The organism is Pedobacter sp. D749 (genome assembly GCF_019317285.1).
Classification (GTDB): domain Bacteria; phylum Bacteroidota; class Bacteroidia; order Sphingobacteriales; family Sphingobacteriaceae; genus Pedobacter.
This window is the reverse complement of record NZ_CP079218.1, coordinates 4451881-4473449: the sequence shown is the minus strand read 5'-3', so window position 1 is coordinate 4473449 and position 21569 is coordinate 4451881. Positions and strand designations below refer to the sequence as shown.

Here is a 21569-nt window from a genome sequence, read left to right as displayed (position 1 = left end):
TAAAATAAGAATTTATAAAAAGCGCCCCGATTCGTGTTCTCACGAGAAGAAAGCGAAATGAACTGGTTCGTGGAGACACGAACCATGGCTTGAATAAAAAGGATTGCTTCATACCTCGTAATGACGTTAGAAGTACAAAAAATAAAAGAATATCATTAACCATGAGTGAAAAAGTTAAGGTTACGATAGATGGGATAACAGTAGAGGTTGATAACGGAACAACCATTCTGAATGCTGCAAGGCAGATCGGAGGTGATATTGTTCCGCCAGCTATGTGCTATTATTCTAAGTTAGAAGGAAGTGGTGGCAAATGCCGTACCTGTATCGTTAAGGTAACAAAAGGTTCGGAAAAAGATCCTCGCCCGATGCCTAAGTTGGTGGCTTCTTGTCGCACAACCGTAATGGATGGGATGGAAGTGCTTAACATTACTTCACCAGAAGTTTTGGAAGCACGTGCAGGCGTTGTGGAGATTTTATTGATTAATCACCCTTTAGATTGCCCTGTTTGTGATCAGGCAGGAGAGTGCGATTTGCAGAATTTGGGCTACGAACATGGCTTGCAAAAAACACGTTATGAGTTTGAACGCCGTACTTTTGAACGTATCGATATAGGTGATAAGATCCAGTTGCACATGAACCGTTGTATCTTGTGCTACCGTTGTGTTTTCACTGCCGATCAGATTACGAACAAACGTGTTCATGGTATCTTAAACCGTGGCGATCATTCTGAAATTTCTACTTACATCACCCAGGCTGTTGATAACGATTTCTCAGGAAATGTAATCGATGTTTGCCCTGTAGGTGCTTTAACCGATAAAACTTTCCGTTTCAAAAACCGTGTTTGGTTTACCAAACCAGTTGATGCACACCGCGATTGCGATCACGAAAAATGCAATGGTAAAGTAACACTTTGGTATAAAGGAGCAGATGTTTTACGTGTTACGGCCCGTAAAGATCAGTTTGGAGAAGTAGAAGAATTTATTTGCAATACTTGCCGCTTCGATAAAAAAGCAACTGCTGATTGGGTAATTGAACATCCAACGCACATTGATGATACTTCGGTAATTGCATCAAACCACTACGAAACATTAAAACCTTTGCACGTAATTCAGCCAAATGAGGCGTTACAGGCTGCAAATGAAATTGAATTACATAAAACAGTTAAATACTAATGGATAGCGCTTTTGTTATAGAAAAATTTATCCTGGTAGCTGTAATTTTCGGCATCAGTTTAGTTATTGCCATGTATTCTACTTATGCAGAACGTAAGGTTGCTGCATATTTACAAGATCGTTTAGGACCAGATAGAGCTGGCCCATTTGGTATTTTACAACCATTGGCCGATGGCTTAAAAATGTTTATGAAAGAGGAAATTATTCCAACCTCATCAAACCGGTTTTTATTTATCGCTGGTCCGGGTTTAGCTTTACTCTGCGCCTGTATTGGTACTGCAGTTATTCCATGGGGTAGCCCTGTTTTAATTGCAGGTAAAACAGTTTCTTTACAAGTTGCGGATATCAATGTTGGTGTTTTATACATTTTCGGAGTAGTTTCTTTAGGTGTTTATGGTGTAATGATTGGTGGTTGGGCATCCAACAACAAATATTCTTTGTTGAGTGCCATTCGTGCAGCGTCACAGAATATCAGTTATGAAATTGCAATGGGATTATCGATCATCGCTTTGCTTTTAATGACGAATACCTTAAGCTTAAAAGAAATTGTTGATCAGCAACATGGCTGGAGATGGAATGTGTTATATCAACCACTAGGGTTTTTAATCTTTATGGTTTGCTCATTTGCCGAAACCAACCGTGCGCCATTCGATTTACCTGAATGTGAAACAGAATTAATTGGTGGTTACCATACAGAATACTCTTCAATGAAATTAGGTTTTTACCTATTTGCGGAGTATATCAATATGTTTGTATCATCGGCGGTAATGGCAGCTTTATACTGGGGTGGTTACAATTACCCTGGTATGGATTCGATGGCAGTATGGTTAGGTCCAACCTGGGCACCACTTTTTGGAACAGCAGTTTTCTTTGCTAAAATATGTGCTTTCATCTTTTTCTTTATGTGGGTACGTTGGACAATCCCTCGTTTCCGTTACGATCAATTGATGAATTTAGGTTGGAAAGGTTTAATACCTTTGGCTATTGCCAATATTATAATAACAGGTGTTGTGATTGCGATTATTGAGAAGTTTTAATTATGGAATCATTAAGTAATAAGAAAAAAGTACTGGAACAAAAGCCATTGAGCTTTATGGAAAGGATGTACCTACCAGCAATTGCTAAAGGTATGGGCATTACCATCAGTCACTTATTTAAAAAAGAGGCTACTATAAGATATCCTGAAGTAGAACGCGAATTCTCTACCAACTTTAGGGGGATGCATTCGCTAAAACGCGATGAGAATGGTAAAGAACGCTGTACTGCATGTGGTTTATGTGCTTTATCTTGTCCTGCTGAAGCCATTACCATGATTGCCGCTGAACGCAAACCTGAGGAGAAAGATTTATACCGCGAAGAAAAATATGCAGCAACTTACGAAATCAATATGTTACGCTGTATTTTCTGTGGATTATGTGAAGAAGCTTGCCCTAAAGAAGCAATTTACTTAGATGGACCGATTGTACCTGCTGATTATTTACGGAAAGATTTTATTTACGGAAAAGATAAGCTGGTAGAAGCACCATTAGAAATGAAAAAATAATTATTGTTATCCTGAGCCTGTCGAAGGACTAAACAAGAAAGCCATTAGGCCTGGGTTCGTGTCTTCACGAAACGAAAGATAATTAATGGTTTGTGGAGACACAAACCATGGAACATAAATAAATAAACAATTAATGAGTACACAAGTATTCTATTTCGTAGCCACATTAAGTATCATCTTTTCGCTGCTGGTGATTTTTGCAAAAAATCCAATCCACAGTGTATTGTACTTAATCCTTACCTTTTTTACTTTCACTGTTCACTATGTGCTTTTAAACGCACAGTTTTTGGCAGTAGTAAACTTTATTGTTTACATGGGCGCAATTATGGTACTCTTCCTTTTTGTACTGATGCTGCTTAACCTGAACAACGAAACCGAACCAAGTAAATCTCCATTGATCAAGATTGTAGGCGTAATTGCAGGTGGGTGTTTGGTAGTAACTTTAATTGGTTCTTTAAAATCGGCAAGTATTACCAGTCCATTAATTTTGAAAAATCCAGGATTGGGATTGGTAGAAAATCTGGGCAAGGAGCTTTTTGGGCCATTCTTATTGCCATTCGAATTGTCATCTCTATTACTATTGGCAGCAATGGTTGGAGCCGTTTTATTATCTAAAAGAGATGAGGTAGAAGCATAATGGAAAATTTATTCACACAAGCAGCAGGCGTTCCGCTAAATCACTACATCTATTTAAGTGCCATTATTTTTTCTATTGGCGTAATAGGTGTACTTACCCGTAGAAATGCCATCGTAATTTTTATGTCGGTTGAGCTGATGCTTAATGCCGTTAATTTACTTTTAACTGCGTTTTCGGTTCATAGCAACGATCCATCCGGACAGGTTTTCGTATTTTTCATTATGGCATTGGCAGCTGCAGAGGTTGCAGTAGGCTTAGCCATCATCGTAATGGTTTACAGAAATACGAAATCGATAGATATTAATGTTTTAAATCGCCTTAAGTGGTAAATATATAATAAGAATGGCAATAGAACAATTGATTTGGTTGGTTCCGTTACTTCCTTTTTTAGGATTTGTAATTAATGGGCTAGGCAGAAACTCTTTATCTAAAGGACTTGTTGGCATCATTGGAAGCGGGGTAATCTTAACCTCCTTTATTATCAGCGTAGTTATTTTCTTTAGTTTACAAGGCGATACACAAAGATCTCACGAAGTATTTTTATTCGATTGGATCAGTGCAGGCGCATTACACATTCCATTATCTTTCCTGGTTGATCCATTAAGTTCAATCATGCTTTTGATCATCACTGGAATTGGTTTCCTGATCCATTTATATTCCACCAGCTATATGCATGATGATGCAGGGTTTGGTAAGTTTTTCGCTTATCTGAATCTTTTTGTGTTCTTTATGCTTTTATTGGTATTGGGCTCTAATTACATTGTCATGTTCATCGGTTGGGAAGGTGTTGGTTTATGCTCATACTTATTAATCGGTTTCTGGTATACCAATAATGCTTATGCATCAGCAGCTAAAAAAGCTTTTGTAATGAACCGTATTGGTGATTTAGGCTTTTTGTTGGGGGTATTCTTAATCTTTACCACTTTTGGTAGTGTAGAATTTGCTAAAGTTTTCCCTCAGGCTGCAAATATGTTGCCTGGTAATGATACGCTGGTTTTAATCACCATTTTGTTATTTATCGGTGCCTGTGGTAAATCGGCTCAATTGCCATTGTTTACCTGGTTGCCAGATGCCATGGCCGGACCAACGCCAGTTTCAGCTTTAATCCACGCTGCAACGATGGTTACCGCTGGTATCTATATGATTGCGCGTTCAAGCGTATTGTTCGATCTTGCGCCGCTTACTCAGCACATTATTGCCATTGTAGGTGCAGCAACTGCTTTAGTTGCAGCAATTATCGCCTTAACACAAACTGATATTAAAAAAGTATTGGCTTATTCAACGGTGTCTCAATTGGGATATATGTTTTTGGGTCTTGGCGTTGGCGCTTATACAGGTTCGTTTTTCCATGTATTAACCCATGCATTCTTTAAAGCTTTATTATTCTTGGGTGCAGGTTCAGTTATCCATGCCATGCACCATGATCAGGATATGCGCCACATGGGTGGATTAAGGGGAAAACTTAAAACTACTTTTGCCACCATGATGATCGGTACTATTGCTATTGCAGGTTTACCACCGTTCTCGGGTTTCTTCTCAAAGGATGAAATTTTAGCACATGCTTTCCAGGCGAGTCCGATTTTATGGGGAGTAGGGGTATTAACCGCATTCTTAACCGCATTTTACATGTTCAGAATGATGTTTTTAACCTTTTCTGGTAAATACCGTGGAACACATCACGAGGAAAGCCACATACACGAATCGCCAGCAGCGATGACTTTACCTTTAATCATCTTAGCTGTACTTGCTGCAATTGGTGGAGCAATTAATCTTCCTCATGTTTTTGGTGGAAACGAGTGGTTAGCACATTGGCTAGCGGGAGCAGGTGTTGCACAACACGAATTAGATTTAAGCCATACTACAGAATATTCGTTAATGGGTGTTTCGGTAGCATCAGCTGTAATAGCTTTATTATTTGCTTACACCAGATATGTAAAGGGAGCACGCGTTCCTGTTGCTGATGAAGCGCCACGTTCGCCATTGGCAAAATTATCTTATAATAAATTTTACCTGGATGAGATTTATGATTTCATCATCACTAAACCTTTAGATGCATTGTCGAAATTCTTTTACAGAATCATTGATAATAAATTTATCGATGGAATTGTGAACGGACTAGGATGGAGCACAAACGAAGCCAGTAAAGGTGTACGTTTGTTACAGAGTGGAAACGTAGGTTTCTATATATTTATGATGGTATTTGGTATCATCGCATTGCTTGCATATACATTTTATTACATATAAAAAGGGTTCAAAATTAAATAATGGAACAACTTTTACTACTTATATTTATTCCGCTTGTAGGTGCAATTGTTACTGCATTTGCTGGTAAGTCGGCTAAAATCGTTTCTACCGTATTTTCGGTGGCTTCTTTGGTGCTGGCTTTGGTTATCGCCTGTAATTTCATTCCAAATGCAAGTACCCAGTTTGAGGTTAACCTGCCATGGATTGCTGATCTGGGCATTAATTTCCACGCAGGTATTGATGGCATTAGCCTATTGGTGGTATTGCTTACCAACTTACTGGTACCGATTATTATCTTATCGAGCTATAACCATGAGTATAAAAATCCGGCTGCTTTTTATGCCCTGATTTTATTTATGCAAACTGGCTTATTATTGGTATTTACCGCATTGGATGCTTTCTTGTTCTATATTGGATGGGAAGCCGCATTAATTCCAATCTACTTTATCTGTGCCATTTGGGGAGGAAAAGACCGTATCCGCATCAACATGAAATTTTTCGTGTATACCATTGCAGGTTCATTATTTATGTTGATGGGTATTATTTACCTATATCTTCAAAACCCGGCACACAATTTTGATATTCAAGCCTTTTACGCTTTAAATTTAGATAGTGTACAACAGGGATGGATTTTCTGGGCGTTCTTTATCGCTTTTGCCATTAAGATGCCGATTTTTCCTTTCCATACCTGGCAGCCCGATACGTATACTGCGGCACCAGCACAGGGAACCATGTTGTTATCAGGTATCATGTTGAAAATGGGTATTTATGGTGTAATCAGGTGGTTATTGCCAATTGTACCAACAGGAGTCCATGACTGGGGGCAATTAGTTATTATTTTATCGATCATTGGTATTGTTTATGCCTCGCTAATTGCTTTTACACAGAAGGATGCGAAACGTTTGGTAGCCTATTCATCAATTGCACACGTTGGATTGATCGCAGCAGGTATCTTCGCTTTTAACCAGCAAGGTATGCAGGGCGCTATGGTTCAGATGTTGAGTCATGGTATTAACGTAGTAGGCTTATTCTTCGTTTTAGATATCATCTTTAGCCGGGTAAAAACAAATAAAATTGAAGAGTTGGGCGGAATTGCGAAGATAGCACCTCAATTAGCCATTGCATTTTTAATTATCGTGTTAGGAACAGTTGCTTTACCGGGAACAAACGGATTTATTGGTGAATTTTTATTACTGATGGGCGTTTATAATTATGGTATCTGGGCAGCTGCAATCGCTGGTTTGACCATTATCTTCGGTGCAGTTTACATGTTACGTATGTATCAAAATGTAATGCTCGGCGAAACCAATAGCTTAACCATCACTTTCACGGATATTAAAGGAACTGAAAAATTGGTTCTTTATACCATTTGTGCACTGATTATTGTTTTGGGTGTTTATCCAAAACCAATTTTGCATTTAACAGAGGCATCTGTACAACATTTATTAGAACAGGTAAATCAAAAATTAAACACAGTAAATTAAGCAATGAATATTATTATAACCATTAGTATAACAGCTTTTATAGTGCTTTATGCAGGTTTGTTTAAGGCAAATAAAGCATTACTACCACTTACCGTTGTTGGCTTACTTACTGCACTGGGGTTTACTTTCTGCGCCTGGAACGGCAATGCTGTTCATTTTGGAATGATGCAGACGGATAATTTTGCCCTGGCCTTTTCTGGGATCTGTATTATCGGTACACTTTTAATCTTTTTATTAACACAGAACTATTTTCACAGCAAAAGCGATAACATAGCCGAATATTATACCTTAATTCTTTTCGCACTTGCGGGCATGATTATGATGGTATCCTATAAAAATATGGCCATGCTGTTTGTAGGTTTGGAAATCATGTCGGTGAGTTTATACATCTTGGCGGGTATCCGTAAAAAGGATTTTGCCTCTAATGAAGCTTCTTTAAAGTATTTCCTGATGGGTGCTTTCTCAACAGGCTTTCTGTTGTTTGGTATTACCTTAATTTATGGCGCTTCAGGCTCATTTGATTTAGATAAAATACAAGCTTATCTGGTAAATAGTCAGACTGTTTCTCCAATATTTTATCCTGGTGTTATCCTGATGATGATTGGTTTATGTTTCAAGGTTGGTGCTGCTCCTTTCCACTTCTGGACTCCGGATGTATACGAAGGTGCGCCGTCTTTAATCACCACTTTTATGAGTACCGTGGTTAAAACTGCTGGCTTCGCTGCATTCTTACGATTATTTGCTGGTGCATTTGCGCCACTTCACGATTTTTGGGTTGCGCCACTTATGGTGATTGTTTGTTTAACTTTATTCATCGGAAACGTAACTGCTCTGTTCCAAAAGAACTTCAAGCGTATGTTGGCATACTCAAGTATTTCCCATGCGGGTTACCTGTTGTTTTCGCTGATTGTACTGACCAAAAATTCTGGCAATAATGTATTGGTTTATGCAGCGGCTTATACTTTCGCATCAATTATCGCTTTTGCGGTATTAATATTAGTGAAACAAAAGACGGGTAGTGATAGCTTCGAAAATTTCAATGGTTTGGCGAAACGGAATCCATTAGTAGCATTATGTTTAACCGTAGCCATGCTTTCATTGGCGGGCATTCCGCTTACTGCGGGCTTTATAGGGAAATATTTAATGTTCCTGAATGTAATGACCGAATATAAAACCCTTCTTGTTGCATTTGCGATTTTAAATGCACTGGTTGGCTTCTATTATTATTTTAGGGTAATTGTAGCCATGTGGTTTAAAGACGGTGCAGAAACAGAACTTTCAACCCCGGCACAGTACAAAGTGGTTTTATTGGTTTCTGTTGCAATTACATTAGTTTTGGGTATTTATCCTGCAATTATTTTAAACCTGATATAGGTATGCTGTTGTTTAATAATTATTTGTAGTTTTACGAATAATTGAATATGCACGATTTTTGGAATAACCTGCATCAGCTACTTGATCCCGAGAAATTATTGAGGGAAGGCGGATTCTATCTAGTCGTATTCGTTATCTATGCAGAAACTGGCCTGTTTTTTGGTTTTTTTCTTCCCGGTGATTATTTATTGTTTTTAGCGGGAATGTTTGTGGCGACAGGTAAGCTTGATGTGAACATTGCGGTACTCTTGGCTGGTTTATGCATAGCGGCTATTTCTGGGAATTTTACCGGCTATTGGTTCGGTCGGAAAACTGGCCCGGTATTATACACCAGAAAAGACAGTTTCTTTTTTAAGAAGAGATATTTAAAAGCTGCAAAGGAGTATTATCAAAAACAAGGTGCCTTTGCATTAATAATGGGAAGATTTGTACCAATTGTTAGAACTTTTGCACCGATTTTTGCTGGTGTTGTAAAACTAGACTTCAAAAAATTTGCTTTATATAATATCTTAGGTGGGGTACTTTGGATCTGTTCCTTAACTTTGCTGGGTTATTTTTTAGGCAGAAGATTTGAAAAAGAAATAAACGATTATTTATTATATATTATTATTGGCTTTATCCTTATTACAACTATACCATTATTAATTACCTTTGTAAAAAGTAAAGTAGTAAGTGGCCCTGAAGAGGATAAAACAGATTTAAATTAAAAATGGCGAAAGACGATCATCACGCGTGGCATAGCGTATCTCCTGGTTCAAACCTTCCAGAGATTGTAAATGCAATTATTGAAATTCCAAAAGGTTCAAAAGCAAAATACGAAATAGATAAAGAATCAGGTCTGATTAAATTGGATAGGGTTCTTTTTTCGTCAGTAATGTATCCTGCAAATTATGGCTTTATCCCACAAACTTATTGTGATGATAAAGATCCATTAGATATTTTAGTGCTTTGCTCAGTGGATGTATATCCAATGACATTGATTGAGGCTAAAGTAGTAGGTGTAATGCACATGGTTGATAATGGAGAACAGGATGATAAAATCATTGCTGTAGCTGCTCACGATATGTCTGTAAATTACATCAACGATTTAGATGAATTGCCTCCTCATCAAATGAAAGAGATTGTTCGTTTCTTTCAGGATTATAAAGCATTAGAAGATAAAAATGTAACTATCGAACATTTACTTGGTGTTCGTTATGCGCATAAAGTAATTAAAGAAAGCATAGAACTTTATAACACAACATTTAGAGAATTGGCTTAATGGATTTACCCACGGTATGTTTGTTTTTAAATTTTGAGTTAAGTGCAATCCTGCCCACAAACGTAGTTTTGGTTGCTTTACAAGAACCTGATACAGGTTCTGTTGGCTGGCGATTGTTCTTTGCATTATTTTTGGTGTTACTTAATGGTTTTTTTGTTGCTGCAGAGTTTGCAATTGTAAAAGTCCGCGCATCACAAATCGAGATTAAGGCAAAAACAGGCAGCCGTGTTGGCAAAATGGCCAAAGGGATTATTCATAATCTCGACGGATATCTGGCCGCCACACAGCTAGGTATAACGCTTGCATCTCTTGGCCTTGGTTGGGTAGGTGAAGGCGTTATGCATACTATCTTTAAAAATCTTTTCGATAGTTTACAATGGGGCTTAAGCGATGCTTCCATCCATACCTCATCAACAATCGTTGCTTTTTCGCTCATTACCATTATGCACATTGTATTTGGTGAGCTTGCTCCGAAATCGTTCGCTATCCAAAGACCAGTGGCAACAACGCTTTTCGTTGCCATTCCCCTTCAGATATTTTACGTAGTATTGCGGCCTGCAATTTGGACACTGAACAGTTTGGCTGCAATAATCCTTAAACCTTTCGGTATCGATACCTCAGGTGGTCACGAATCAATTCACAGCACTGAAGAATTACATTACCTGCTCGATCAGGGTAAAGAAAGCGGTGCATTAGATAATAATGAACATGAGCTGATTAAAAACGTATTCGATTTTAATGAGCGCGTGGTTAAGAATATCATGGTACCTAGAACCAAGATTTCGGGTATTGAACTCACTTCTCCAAAAGAGGAAGTAATTGATACCATCATTAAAGAAGGCTATTCGCGTTTACCTGTTTATGATGAGATTATGGATAAAATTGTCGGGATTATCCATGCAAAAGACATTTTACCATTGGTTGCAGCAGGTAACCAGCACTGGACATTAAATGATATCATACGTAAACCTTATTTCGTTACAGAAACTAAAAAGATTAACGATCTGATGAGCGAATTGCAAAGCAATCGTATACAGATTGCTATTGTATTAGATGAGTTTGGCGGTACAGCGGGTATGGTTACCTTAGAAGATATTGTAGAAGAACTTGTAGGAGAAATACAGGATGAATATGACGAAGAAAAACCACTGGTAGAAAAGGTTTCTGATAATGAATTTATCGTAAATGCTTTCGCTACTGTATATGATGTAAATGAACATTTGCCTCACGATTTACCAGAGGATGAAGATTTTGATACGGTTGGTGGATTGGTTTCTCACGTCTTCGAACGTATTCCCGAGGTAGGTGAAAGTAATGAATCTTACGGTTATCTGTTTACCATCCTTAAAAAGACAGAACAGAACATCGAAACCATTAAATTAGAATTGGTAATCAATAAAGCAGATATGGTTGATAATCATTAATTTCAACTATGCATATTTTTTATACACCAGATATAACCCACAATACTTACACCCTAAACGAAGAAGAGAGCAAACATTGCATTAGGGTACTTCGCCTTACTACTGGCTCAATTGTTAACTTAGTTGATGGTAAAGGTGGCTTTTACACTGCTGAAATCACCTCCGATAATCCAAAAAAGGTTTCTTTATCCATTTTAAAAGTAGAAACTGAGTTTCATAAAAGAAACCACTATCTGCATATTGCCGTTGCTCCTACAAAAAATATTGATCGGATAGAATGGTTTTTAGAAAAAGCCACAGAATTGGGCATTGATGAGGTTACGCCAATTATTACCGATCGGTCGGAGCGTAGGGTAATTAAAGAGGACCGCTTAAACAAAGTGATTACTTCTGCCGTAAAACAGTCGATAAAAGCTTATCATCCAAAATTAAATGATGCTGTTTCTTTAGATACTTTTTTAAAAGTTCCTTTTGATGGTGAGCAATTAATAGCCCATTGCATTGATAACGGTGAGAAGCAATATATTTCCAATCTTGTAACTCCTCATCAAAAATATTTAGTTCTTATCGGTCCCGAAGGGGATTTCACACCTGATGAAGTTAATTTGGCTTTGAACAAAGGCTTTAAAGCATTAACTTTAGGTGATAACAGATTACGCACAGAAACTGCTGCTTTATCTGTTTGTTTTGAAATCAATTACCTTAACCGATAATCAATTTGAAGTTTTCAGTATTTAGTTTTCTGTTTTCCAGGTTTCAGCTTTGGTCTTTAAGCTTTGGTCTTTTAGCTTTCAGCTTTGTGTTTTTCGCTTTCATTCCACCTACTTACCGTATGGCAAAATTAAAGTATAGCGGCGGTGGCGACTGGTATGCAGACAGAACAGCTTTGCCCAATTTAATTGCATACTGTAATACTAATCTGAAGACTAATTTTTATGCTGAAGAAAGCATCGTAGAAGTAGGCTCAAAAGAGATTTTCAATTATCCCTTTATTTATATGACTGGCCACGGAAACGTCGTTTTTAGTGATCAGGAAATCAAAAATTTAAGACAATACCTCACTGGTGGAGGATTTCTTCATATAGACGATAACTATGGTTTAGACAAATTTATCAGACCACAGATGAAAAAGGTATTTCCGGAACTTAGTTTTGTCGAATTACCTGCCAATCACGCCATTTATAATCAGAAGTTTAAGTTTCCGGGAGGCTTGCCAAAAATCCATGAGCATGATAATAAACGTCCGCAAGGATTTGCTTTGATTTACAAGGGAAGAGTTGTTTGTTATTACACCTATGAGTGCGATTTGGGCAATGGTTGGGAAGACTTTGGTACTTATCCTGAGGATACTCAGGAAACGCGGACAAAAGCACTTAAAATGGGCGCTAATTTAGTTCAGTATGCTTTAACTCAATAAGCTTATGTATAAAGTAAAAGTAAACAATCAGTTTTTATTTGAGGTTGAGAATAAGGATTCAGCTTTTTTTGTAAATGGAGAACAGGTTCAACTCGATCTGAGTTCAATTGCGAATAATAGTACGCATGTTTTATACCAGAATAAATCTTTTAATACAGAGCTGGTTGAGCTAAACAAAGCAAATAAAACCTGTAAAATAAAGGTTAATGGTAATATTTATCAGATCAGCATTGAAGATCAGTTTGATGTTTTATTAAAACAACTTGGTCTGGATAATTTAGCGGCTAATAAAGTTTCAGAAATTAAAGCACCTATGCCTGGTCTAGTACTTAAAGTTTTGGTTGAAGAAAACGCTGAAGTAAAGAAAGGCGATAACCTTTTGGTGCTGGAAGCCATGAAAATGGAAAATATTTTAAAATCATCAACAGATGGGGTGGTTAAAAAGATCTTGATTAAACAGGGAGATAAAGTAGAGAAGAACCAGATTTTGGTTCAGTTTAGGTAGCTACGTGTTTTTATCACGAAGGTATTAAGTAGCGTTGTCACCCTAATCCGATAGCTATCGGATTTACTTTAGGGTCTTTTAAGCAGGAAAGATGCTGAAATAAATTCAGCATGACGATCCGTCTAAATAAAAGAAGAGGAGTGGAGTGCAACGCAGTCGAGAACCACAAGTGCTCAGCGAAGCTAATCTGTCTAGATAGATCTCTCCATTCCGCTGCGCTCCATCCGATAGCTATCGGATCGAGATGACGATCCGTCAAACTTAAATTATCTAACAAAATATAAAACCACAAAAAAAGTCCCGATTTTATCCGGAACTTTTCTTTTTTATTTACCTCTACTTACCCTGTAAGGTTTTTGAGGAGGATTTTTAAAACTTCTTTTGCCGACAGTATTAATTTCTGGAGCACCAAGCATGGTCATCGCACAACGGAAGCCGACTTCAGCAGATGATTCATCCTGTTGCATAAAGCGACGGGTTGCCGGGTTTAACCAATAAGCCATATCATTCCAGGAGCCACCTTTATAAACTCTTGATTTATCGTTTACAAGCGTTACACCTTCTTCATTAAGTAAAGTATTTTGTCTGTCACGATAACCTCTTTGATCGGCTTGATAACTGGTTGAGGCTACTGGAGATTGTGGATCAGTTGATTTTGAAATCGAATCAGAACGCTTCGCTTGTGCCTGTTTTTCGGCCCAGGTTTGTTTTCTTCCAGCGTAAGCATTTTCCTTAATCGGATTCCCATATTTATCTAATGCAATTTTACCGCTTTGAGAATCTTCTAACTTTTTATTGGTGAAATAATTACCTCGGTAAGGGTTAAAGGCATCCGCATCAGTAAATGTTGCTGTTCTGTAAACATCATTCACCCATTCATTCACGTTTCCTGCCATATTATATAAGCCGAAATCGTTTGGTGTGTATTGAATAACCGGAACGGTTAAATCTCCTTTATCGTTTAGCGAACCGCCAACACCCATATAATCACCAGGAGCTCTTTTAAAGTTGGCCTGAATCATACCTCTGGTTTTCTTTTTAGCAGAACTAACACCTAAACCATTCCAAGGGTAGATTTTATTCTGATTGATATTCTCGTATTCAGTATTCCCAATTAAACCTAAAGCAGCATATTCCCATTCTGCTTCTGTTGGTAAGCGGTAAGGTTGCATAATTACACCATCTTCAAGCGTTGCAGTTCGTCTCGGTTGGTTATTTCTTCCGCCTGTTGCGGCTGTCGCTGCTCCGGCAGTTGCTGTAGCAGCACCTGATTTAGTATTATAATCGATCGGTGCATTTTTGCCTTTGTCAGCATACTGGCCATTTAAATAAGCATCAGTATTAAAAGGTTTGTCTGGTTTTGGAGCCGCTGCAGCTGTAGTAGCGGCATTCCCTTTTCCGTTACCAGCTAAAGTTTTATAATCAGTTAAGATTCCTTTTTCGCGTAGAATAAATTCGTTGGCTCTTGAAGTTCTCCACTCACAATAACGTGATGCCTGCTCCCATGAAACACCTACAACAGGATAGTCACGGTAAGCCGGGTGCCTTAGGTAATTATCTACGTAAGGTTCGTTATAAGATAATGCACGGCGCCATACTAAAGTATCAGGAAGCTCATTGTAATAAAACTCACGATCTTCAGGATAGTTGTATCTGATCCAGTGTAAGTATTCTAACCAATCGGTATTCGATACTTCAGTTTCATCCATGTAAAAGGATGGAACAGTAACCTGTCTTTTATAATTGTAAATATTTGGCTCAACACCTGGCACATCGATGGCACTACCACCAACAACTAAAACCCCGCCTTCAATTGGAATCAAACCAGGCCCTGGTGCTCTTTTATATTGGGTAGCCACAGCAAAAGCACCAGATTGGTTGTTTTTACTTTTCCTATTGGCATAAGGAATACCTGTTTTGCTAGAACTCTCGCTTTTTGAGCTACAACCCGAAAGCAAGGCGGCTAACGATAAACAAGTAAAAGAATATAGTAATAGTTTTTTCATATAGTATATCGGAGAATATCATCCCTAGAGGGATTCAATCGATAAAATTAAACAATTATAAATGAATATATAAATAATATGAGAATAAAATATTGATTATATACTAAGCCGTAATGTATCTTTTTTTATGATATAGCGTCTGTTTGCTTTTCAACGAAATTTTTGCTAAATAATTATAGATAAGCAAGATAAATTTTTTAAATTAAAATTATTGTATTGTTTTAGTGGTCAATTAAAACTTGCTTAGATGTGAGATTTTACAACATGATAATTGATTAAAACTGGTTATGATAATTAGAAGTAAGATATAATACAATAACATTTTGATAATGTTATTAATGTTTACTTATTGTTTAGCCGCGGTTAAATCGTAAAAAAAATGGATTAAATTATTTACTAAATCGCTATTAATTTTGTGCTTATAGCTTTTCACTAACACCCGTGTGTAAAAAATCGTAGGTTTAATTAGTAAATAATCATAGAATTCGTATTTTGGTGAAATATAAGTTTTGGTTTTACGTTACTGATATATTCCCCAGTTATTGCTAAACACCAAGATCTAAAATTACGTACCTTTAAAGGATGAATTTCAAGTACATCAGTAAACTTGCTTTTTCTGCACTCTCTATGGCCTTGGTGTTTGGTAAAACAAACGCGCAGGTTACTATAGGCAATACTCAAACAAATGGTAGCGAGGCAAACAACATTGTAACGGCAGTTCCATTTCTGCTCATTACGCCCGATGCCCGTGCCGGTGCAATGGGTGATGCTGGCGTAGCCGTAGCTGGTGATGTAAATTCAGCCAGTATTAATGCTTCTAAACTTGCTTTTCTAGATAAACCTTATGGCTTTTCAGTGTCATATAGTCCATGGTTAAAAAGTTTGGTGCCCGATATTAATCTCGCTTATTTAAGTGGATTTTATAAATTGGATGACCGCAATACCATTGGCGCATCTTTAAGATATTTTTCTCTAGGCTCCATTCAGCTTACAGACATTAACCAGCAGGATCTTGGGATCTCCAATCCAAATGAATTGGCTTTTGATGTTTCTTTTGCCCGTAATTTTGGTAAAGAGTTTTCACTGGGAACTTCATTAAGATATATTTATTCAAATTTGGCTTCCGGTCAGTTTTCTTCTACGGGGCAGGTACATAGTGGAAATGCAGTAGCAGTTGATGTTTCTGGTTTGTATAAAACAGCCACAACGTTGTTTGGTAAACAGGCTATTCTTTCTGCTGGTGCTAATATTTCCAACATCGGAACAAAAATGAGCTATTCCGATGGGGGAGAGAATTTCTTTTTACCCACCAATTTTAAAATCGGAGGTGCATCTACATTTACTGTAGACGATTTGAGTACTTTAACCTTTGCGCTTGATTTTAACAAATTGCTGGTACCAACCCAGCCTATATACGATTCGAATAATAACATTGTAAGTGGAAAAGATCCGAACCGTTCGGTACCCGCCGGAATTTTTGGCTCATTTAGTGATGCACCTGGTGGTTTTAGCGAAGAACTGAAGGAAGTCGGAATTTCAACAGGTCTTGAATACTGGTATAATCAACAGTTTGCGGTTCGCGCAGGCTACAACTATCAGAGCCCAATGAAAGGTGATAGCCGCTATTTTACCTTAGGACTTGGTTTAAAATACAATGTTTTTAACATTGATTTCTCTTATTTAATTGCAAATGCACAGACTAGTCCACTTGCAAATACCCTTCGTTTTGGTCTATTGTTTAACTTTGGCGAAAATAAAAGCAAAAGATAAAAAAGATTAAAGCAAATAAACATGAAAATTAGAGTAGGTTTCGGATTTGATGTGCATCAATTAAAAGATCAGCATCCTTTTGTTGTTGGTGGTGTTACATTAGATCATCACAAGGGTGCTTTTGGACATTCGGATGCTGATGTTTTACTTCATGCCATTTGCGACGCACTTTTAGGAGCGGCCAATTTACGTGATATCGGTTTTCATTTTAAAAATACAGATGACAGGTGGAAAGGTATTAGTAGCTTAATCCTGCTGAAAGAAACGGTTAAATTACTGGCTGAAAAGGGATGGCGTATTGGCAATATTGACGCCATGCTTTGTTTAGAAGCACCAAAAATTAATCCACATATTCCTGCCATGCAACAAAACATTGCTGATGCTATTGGAATTTCTACTGAAGATATCTCAATAAAAGCAACCACAAACGAGCAAATGGGCTTTATCGGTAGAGAAGAGGGCGTTGTTTCTTATGCGGTTTGCTTAATCGAAAAGTAAAAAACTTCTGTTTTTAGATAGTGCAGGATTCTGGTTAAATATCTTTCCTTTAATATAATGTTATTATATGAATGAGGTGGATAGCCAAAGAGGTCAAGTTTTTTTATAACACATTGGCTATTAAACTTGACTTCTTTTAGAAGATCGGAGGTGTATCAGGCTATCTAAAAAATAATTGCTGCCAGCCATCCCATGTTCCGGTAATCCGGTAATAAGTGTAGTTAAGAAACCTCTAAAGGGAAATGGATTCTGGTTAAATATTTTTACTTTAATAATAATGTTATTATTATGGATGAGGCGGTAGCCAAAGAAGTCAGGTTTTTTATAACACATTCGCTATTAAACTTGACTTCTTTTAAAGGATCGGATTGTATTAGGCTACCTGTTCCTTAACATTTCCTGTTCTTTTTATCGTACCCCAGGTTTCCAACTCGCCCTTTATTGCTTTCCTGAACGAACGGAAGAGCACAACATACATCAATTGTCTCCAGAAAAAACGCTGAGGGAAAATATAAAGTAAATTGGTATACTTTTCTTTCTCCATCCGGAAAGCAATTGCAGCAAAGATCATATCTACAAAGATGAAGATAATGTAATAGAAGAGTACCTGGCCAAAACCATTATGGAGGCTTAAAATTCCTGAAAATCCGGTTAACGTTAAATTATTTATAGCGCTTAGTGAAAAGATACCACTGATTAAAGAAATAAGCATAAAAAGATCGGCAAGCGGCGAAAATAATGGCAAAATAATCTGATAGATCAGGATATTTGGCATTCCTACCATTCCAAAATAGCCATACTTCTTGTTAAGCAATGTTTTTCTGTTTTTCCAAAAACTTTGCATTACCCCAAAACTCCAGCGGAAACGTTGTTTTAGCAGCATATTTACTGTCTCTGGTGCTTCGGTATAGGCAATTGCACTGTCACAGTTTTTAACTTTGTAACCTGCCCTTAAAATGCGCATGGTTAAATCACAATCTTCAGCAAGGGTATCGATCGTAAAACCACCAATTTCAAGGATGACATTTTTTCTAAAGGCACCTATTGCCCCCGGTACAACAGTAATCGTGTTTAATAAATCAAAGGCCCTTCTATCCATATTTTGAGCTGTGATATATTCGATTGATTGCCATTTAGTAATGATGTTATTGGCATTTCCAACTTTCACAGTGCCGGCTACGGCTGCTATTTTATCGTTATAGAAATAGCGCATCAGTTCGGTAACCGCATCGTGTTTTAATTGCGTATCGGCATCTATACAGACTACAAAGTCAGCAGTAGCTTTTGATATACCATAATTTAAAGCAGACGCTTTACCTCCATTTTCTTTACGGAAAACCTTTACCATAGGGTGATTGCCAAAGTGTTCATTAATGATATCAAAGGTTTTATCTTTTGAGCCATCATCTACAAAAATCAGTTCAAAATCAGGGTAAGTGGTTTTTAAAAGACTGTTAATGGTTTGCACAGCAGTAACTTCTTCATTGTAAGCCGGAATGATAATGCTTACCTTTTCTGAAGGGTGCTGGATTAATTTACTCACAGTGCGTTTTGCTCTTTTTCGCTGTCTGATCGCTAAGTAGGCGATAAATATGGTCCTTAAGATCGCAAGTACAATCGCCACAGAAAATACAATGTTTAAAATCATATTTCCGTAGTAAAAGAAATTGATGAAAAAGTAATCACCAGAGCCAGAAAAGCCACTGTTTGCGGTAGATTTTACTGCAGGCATGAGTTCTGATCTTTTTTTACCCATTAAATCGCCTACCGTGGTAAATGTATAACCTTTTGCTTTAAAAAATTTTATAATCCGGGGTAAAGCCGCAACAGTCGCTTCACGGTTTCCGCCGGCATCATGCAATAAAAGAATATTGCCATTATCCTGTTGCTTCACTACTTCATTAAATATCTGATCGGCAGTTTTACCCGGCTGCCAATCTTCGGGATCGATATATTCTCCTATATTGATGTAATTCTCTTTGCGACTTTGTGCAACGGGTAAAATTTCAGAAATGTTTTGTGGCTCGGCATCGGCATTAAATGGCGCGCGGAAAAGGATTGTGCTGTGTCCGGTAACGGCCTCAATTAACCTACGGGTTGCATTCAGCTCAAATTTTACGCGGGTTGGACCAATAGCAGACATATCTGGATGAAAAAAGGTATGGTTTCCAATTTCGTAACCATCATTATATTCCTGCCTTAACAATTCCATGTTCTTTTCAGCCATAATGCCAACCACAAAGAAACAGCCAGGTACTTTTTCCTGTTTCAAAATATTCAACACCTGTGGAGTATAAACAGGATCGGGGCCATCATCAAAAGTTAAAGCGATTTTTTTGTCGGCCTCTCCGAACCTTTTAATTACGTATTGTTCCGGAAGTCTGATATACTTTTGATCGGCAATAGAGAAATTTTCTTTATTTAAAGTGAATTTCACACTACCTGGCGTAGGAGTAGAAATGAGATCCAGTATTTCTCCATCACCCAAATAGGAGATTCCGCCCATATTTAACGAAGCAATTTTGCGTAAATCGAAGGGCTTTTTCTTTAGTGTGTCCAGGCTAAGATCATTTGAAATAAATGACCATAAACGTTTATCTTCCGAACCTAAACGCCATAAGGCTATACCAGCAATATCCCAATCATCAGCTTTTCGGATTAAATTAAAATAGGTTGCTGCGTCGGTAAAGTAAACTTCATGTTTAATCCCACTGCCATCGTTGTACGTGTAGTTTAAATTGGCAGAAGCCGGATCGTAGTTTATTTTACTTTTATAATTAACAGCCGTTGTCATGGCCTGCTCGTAAGTAACCGGCTGCCCAATCCTATTTTTTGGCCAATCGTAACCGTAGCAAGCTAAGGCAAGGATTACTTTACCGGCATCAACTTTACTGCAAATATCATCAAGTTTTTCTTCTACCCATTCCTGATGGGAAATATCGCCTGCATTACTTTGTTCGGTATGCTGATCATAGGCCATTACTACAAGGTAATCGTTGTAATTTTGAAGGATTTCTGGCTTATAATCGTCGTTTTCGGGTGAAATATCCTGAGAAACAATCAGTTTTTTAGCATGAAACTGAGTATATAGATTCTTCATAAAAGCGTTAAAACCATCGTTATTTTGGAGGTTTAGTTCTTCAAAATCTATGTTGATCCCACTATAGCCATATTTTTTTGTAATTGCTATTAGATCGTTGATCAATTTTTGCTGAGCAGGTTGATCATTTAGTAATCTTCTTACTGCTGCACCATCCCAATGGTCTTTATTATAATTTGAAACCACTGCAAGAGCCGATTTTTTGCCGGCATGTATTACTTTTAACGCCGCTGTATCTGCCTTATCTACAATAGAATCACCATTTAAAAAGAACGATTCTGTAGCCACCATATCCAAATGGCTGATGTTGCGTCTTAGATCGGATATTGATGATTCTTTACTTGCCGCCCAACTTACGTAAAAGGCCATGTTGATACGCTTGTAATTGCCACGATGGGTTAAAATGCGATGTTCACGATCTTTTTTGATCTTTTGCAACTTAGATTTTTCTATGGTGAAATCTTTATACCGCTGCGATTTTTTTAATTTCTCTAATTGTTTTTGTGTTAATGGTGTATTTGTGTTGATAAAAGGCAAATTGGGTGCCTGTACTGAAGACAGCGTGTACGCTACGCAGATGATTGCGATAATGAAGACTAAAAAAAAAGTACGGCTTACCCATGTAAATGCATGCCAGCGCCTTTTAGTCTCAGTTTGAAATATTTGTTTTCCGGACATTTTTCTTTTCTGATTTATTAATCAAATGTCACTAACGAGTATGAAGATTGGATGAATGATTTAAAATTAAGCGCCGTGAAATTAGATCGTTAGTTCTTCTCTAAGATACTATTTTATTGATTGAAGAATGAATTTTTGGATACTCTTTATCATTAATTGATTTAGGATTTTAATTATTCCGGGTCTTGCCACTATGAAGAGTTTTCCTTGCCGGAGGCCTAACCTATTTAGCCCTTGGCGAAGCGGTACCCTGCAGGCCCGGAGGTACGACGGCCGAAGCGTACAAGCATAGCAAAGGAACAAACGATGTTTCTTGCAAGGTACTTGCGCTCCTAAAACCATTTTTACAGAAAACAATTTAATCAGCGCCATATAACTTCCCGCGCCAATTGGATAAAAGTTTTTTTGGAAATGTACAGTTCTGTGCTTATGGAGGACTGCAGCCCCGCTATCCCT

Annotated in this window: 18 protein-coding genes; 16 read left to right on the top strand and 2 right to left on the bottom strand. The window is 37.6% G+C overall.

Features of this window, described 5'->3' with window-relative positions; all coding sequences use genetic code 11:
* Nucleotides 1-161: 161 nt before the first annotated feature.
* The 14 genes from KYH19_RS18135 (at nucleotide 162) to KYH19_RS18070 (ending at nucleotide 13061) form a co-directional block, all read left to right on the top strand.
* Nucleotides 162-1172, top strand: coding sequence for a 2Fe-2S iron-sulfur cluster-binding protein (locus tag KYH19_RS18135; RefSeq protein ID WP_121284277.1), 1011 nt, complete (start codon nucleotides 162-164; stop codon nucleotides 1170-1172).
* Nucleotides 1172-2209 (top strand): NADH-quinone oxidoreductase subunit NuoH, encoded by a 1038-nt coding sequence (gene nuoH, locus KYH19_RS18130; RefSeq protein ID WP_132398863.1) that lies wholly within the window; start codon nucleotides 1172-1174, stop codon nucleotides 2207-2209. The genes KYH19_RS18135 and nuoH overlap by 1 nt, the downstream gene beginning before the upstream one ends.
* A gap of 2 nt (nucleotides 2210-2211) precedes the next feature.
* Nucleotides 2212-2715 (top strand): NADH-quinone oxidoreductase subunit I, encoded by a 504-nt coding sequence (locus KYH19_RS18125; protein ID WP_025146332.1) that lies wholly within the window; start codon nucleotides 2212-2214, stop codon nucleotides 2713-2715.
* Between the two features lie 133 nt (nucleotides 2716-2848).
* Nucleotides 2849-3352 (top strand): NADH-quinone oxidoreductase subunit J, encoded by a 504-nt coding sequence (locus KYH19_RS18120; RefSeq protein ID WP_055908796.1) that lies wholly within the window; start codon nucleotides 2849-2851, stop codon nucleotides 3350-3352.
* The gene (gene nuoK, locus KYH19_RS18115) at nucleotides 3352-3681 is read left to right on the top strand and encodes an NADH-quinone oxidoreductase subunit NuoK (protein ID WP_025146334.1); all 330 of its coding nucleotides are present in this window, start codon (nucleotides 3352-3354) and stop codon (nucleotides 3679-3681) included. Before KYH19_RS18120 ends, nuoK begins: the two co-directional genes overlap by 1 nt.
* A gap of 13 nt (nucleotides 3682-3694) precedes the next feature.
* Nucleotides 3695-5596 (top strand): NADH-quinone oxidoreductase subunit L, encoded by a 1902-nt coding sequence (gene nuoL, locus KYH19_RS18110; protein WP_370630253.1) that lies wholly within the window; start codon nucleotides 3695-3697, stop codon nucleotides 5594-5596.
* 20 nt (nucleotides 5597-5616) lie between these two features.
* Complete coding sequence (locus KYH19_RS18105) at nucleotides 5617-7080, top strand: NuoM family protein (RefSeq protein ID WP_219076121.1); 1464 nt, start codon at nucleotides 5617-5619, stop codon at nucleotides 7078-7080.
* Nucleotides 7081-7083: 3 nt separating this feature from the next.
* A complete protein-coding gene (locus tag KYH19_RS18100; protein WP_219076120.1) occupies nucleotides 7084-8454 on the top strand; it encodes an NADH-quinone oxidoreductase subunit N in 1371 nt (456 codons plus the stop codon).
* A gap of 47 nt (nucleotides 8455-8501) precedes the next feature.
* The gene (locus KYH19_RS18095) at nucleotides 8502-9161 is read left to right on the top strand and encodes a DedA family protein (RefSeq protein ID WP_121284272.1); all 660 of its coding nucleotides are present in this window, start codon (nucleotides 8502-8504) and stop codon (nucleotides 9159-9161) included.
* Between the two features lie 2 nt (nucleotides 9162-9163).
* Entirely contained in the window at nucleotides 9164-9715 is a 552-nt protein-coding gene (locus KYH19_RS18090) for an inorganic diphosphatase (protein WP_193421207.1), read from the top strand.
* Entirely contained in the window at nucleotides 9715-11139 is a 1425-nt protein-coding gene (locus KYH19_RS18085; protein ID WP_227256211.1) for a hemolysin family protein, read from the top strand. The genes KYH19_RS18090 and KYH19_RS18085 overlap by 1 nt, the downstream gene beginning before the upstream one ends.
* Before the next feature lie 8 nt (nucleotides 11140-11147).
* Complete coding sequence (locus KYH19_RS18080) at nucleotides 11148-11852, top strand: 16S rRNA (uracil(1498)-N(3))-methyltransferase (protein WP_219076119.1); 705 nt, start codon at nucleotides 11148-11150, stop codon at nucleotides 11850-11852.
* A 119-nt stretch (nucleotides 11853-11971) separates the two neighbouring features.
* Nucleotides 11972-12556, top strand: a complete 585-nt coding sequence (locus KYH19_RS18075; protein ID WP_227256210.1) for a DUF4159 domain-containing protein — start codon at nucleotides 11972-11974, stop codon at nucleotides 12554-12556.
* A gap of 4 nt (nucleotides 12557-12560) precedes the next feature.
* On the top strand, nucleotides 12561-13061 hold the full coding sequence (locus KYH19_RS18070) for an acetyl-CoA carboxylase biotin carboxyl carrier protein subunit (RefSeq protein ID WP_219076118.1): 501 nt from the start codon (nucleotides 12561-12563) through the stop codon (nucleotides 13059-13061).
* Nucleotides 13062-13387: 326 nt separating this feature from the next.
* Here KYH19_RS18070 and KYH19_RS18065 read toward each other — a convergent pair whose 3' ends face one another.
* Complete coding sequence (locus tag KYH19_RS18065) at nucleotides 13388-15067, bottom strand: SUMF1/EgtB/PvdO family nonheme iron enzyme (RefSeq protein WP_219076117.1); 1680 nt, start codon at nucleotides 15065-15067, stop codon at nucleotides 13388-13390.
* Between the two features lie 582 nt (nucleotides 15068-15649).
* On the opposite strand from KYH19_RS18065, the gene porV reads away from it, so the two are divergent.
* Nucleotides 15650-16837 carry a type IX secretion system outer membrane channel protein PorV gene (gene porV / locus KYH19_RS18060; protein WP_193421192.1) on the top strand — a complete coding sequence of 396 codons (1188 nt, stop codon included), beginning with the start codon at nucleotides 15650-15652 and terminating at the stop codon, nucleotides 16835-16837.
* Nucleotides 16838-16858: 21 nt separating this feature from the next.
* Nucleotides 16859-17335: a 2-C-methyl-D-erythritol 2,4-cyclodiphosphate synthase gene (gene ispF, locus KYH19_RS18055; protein WP_090504226.1), complete on the top strand. Its 477-nt coding sequence runs from the start codon at nucleotides 16859-16861 to the stop codon at nucleotides 17333-17335.
* 373 nt (nucleotides 17336-17708) lie between these two features.
* Here ispF and KYH19_RS18050 read toward each other — a convergent pair whose 3' ends face one another.
* Complete coding sequence (locus KYH19_RS18050) at nucleotides 17709-21113, bottom strand: glycosyltransferase (RefSeq protein ID WP_219076116.1); 3405 nt, start codon at nucleotides 21111-21113, stop codon at nucleotides 17709-17711.
* Nucleotides 21114-21569: the final 456 nt, after the last annotated feature.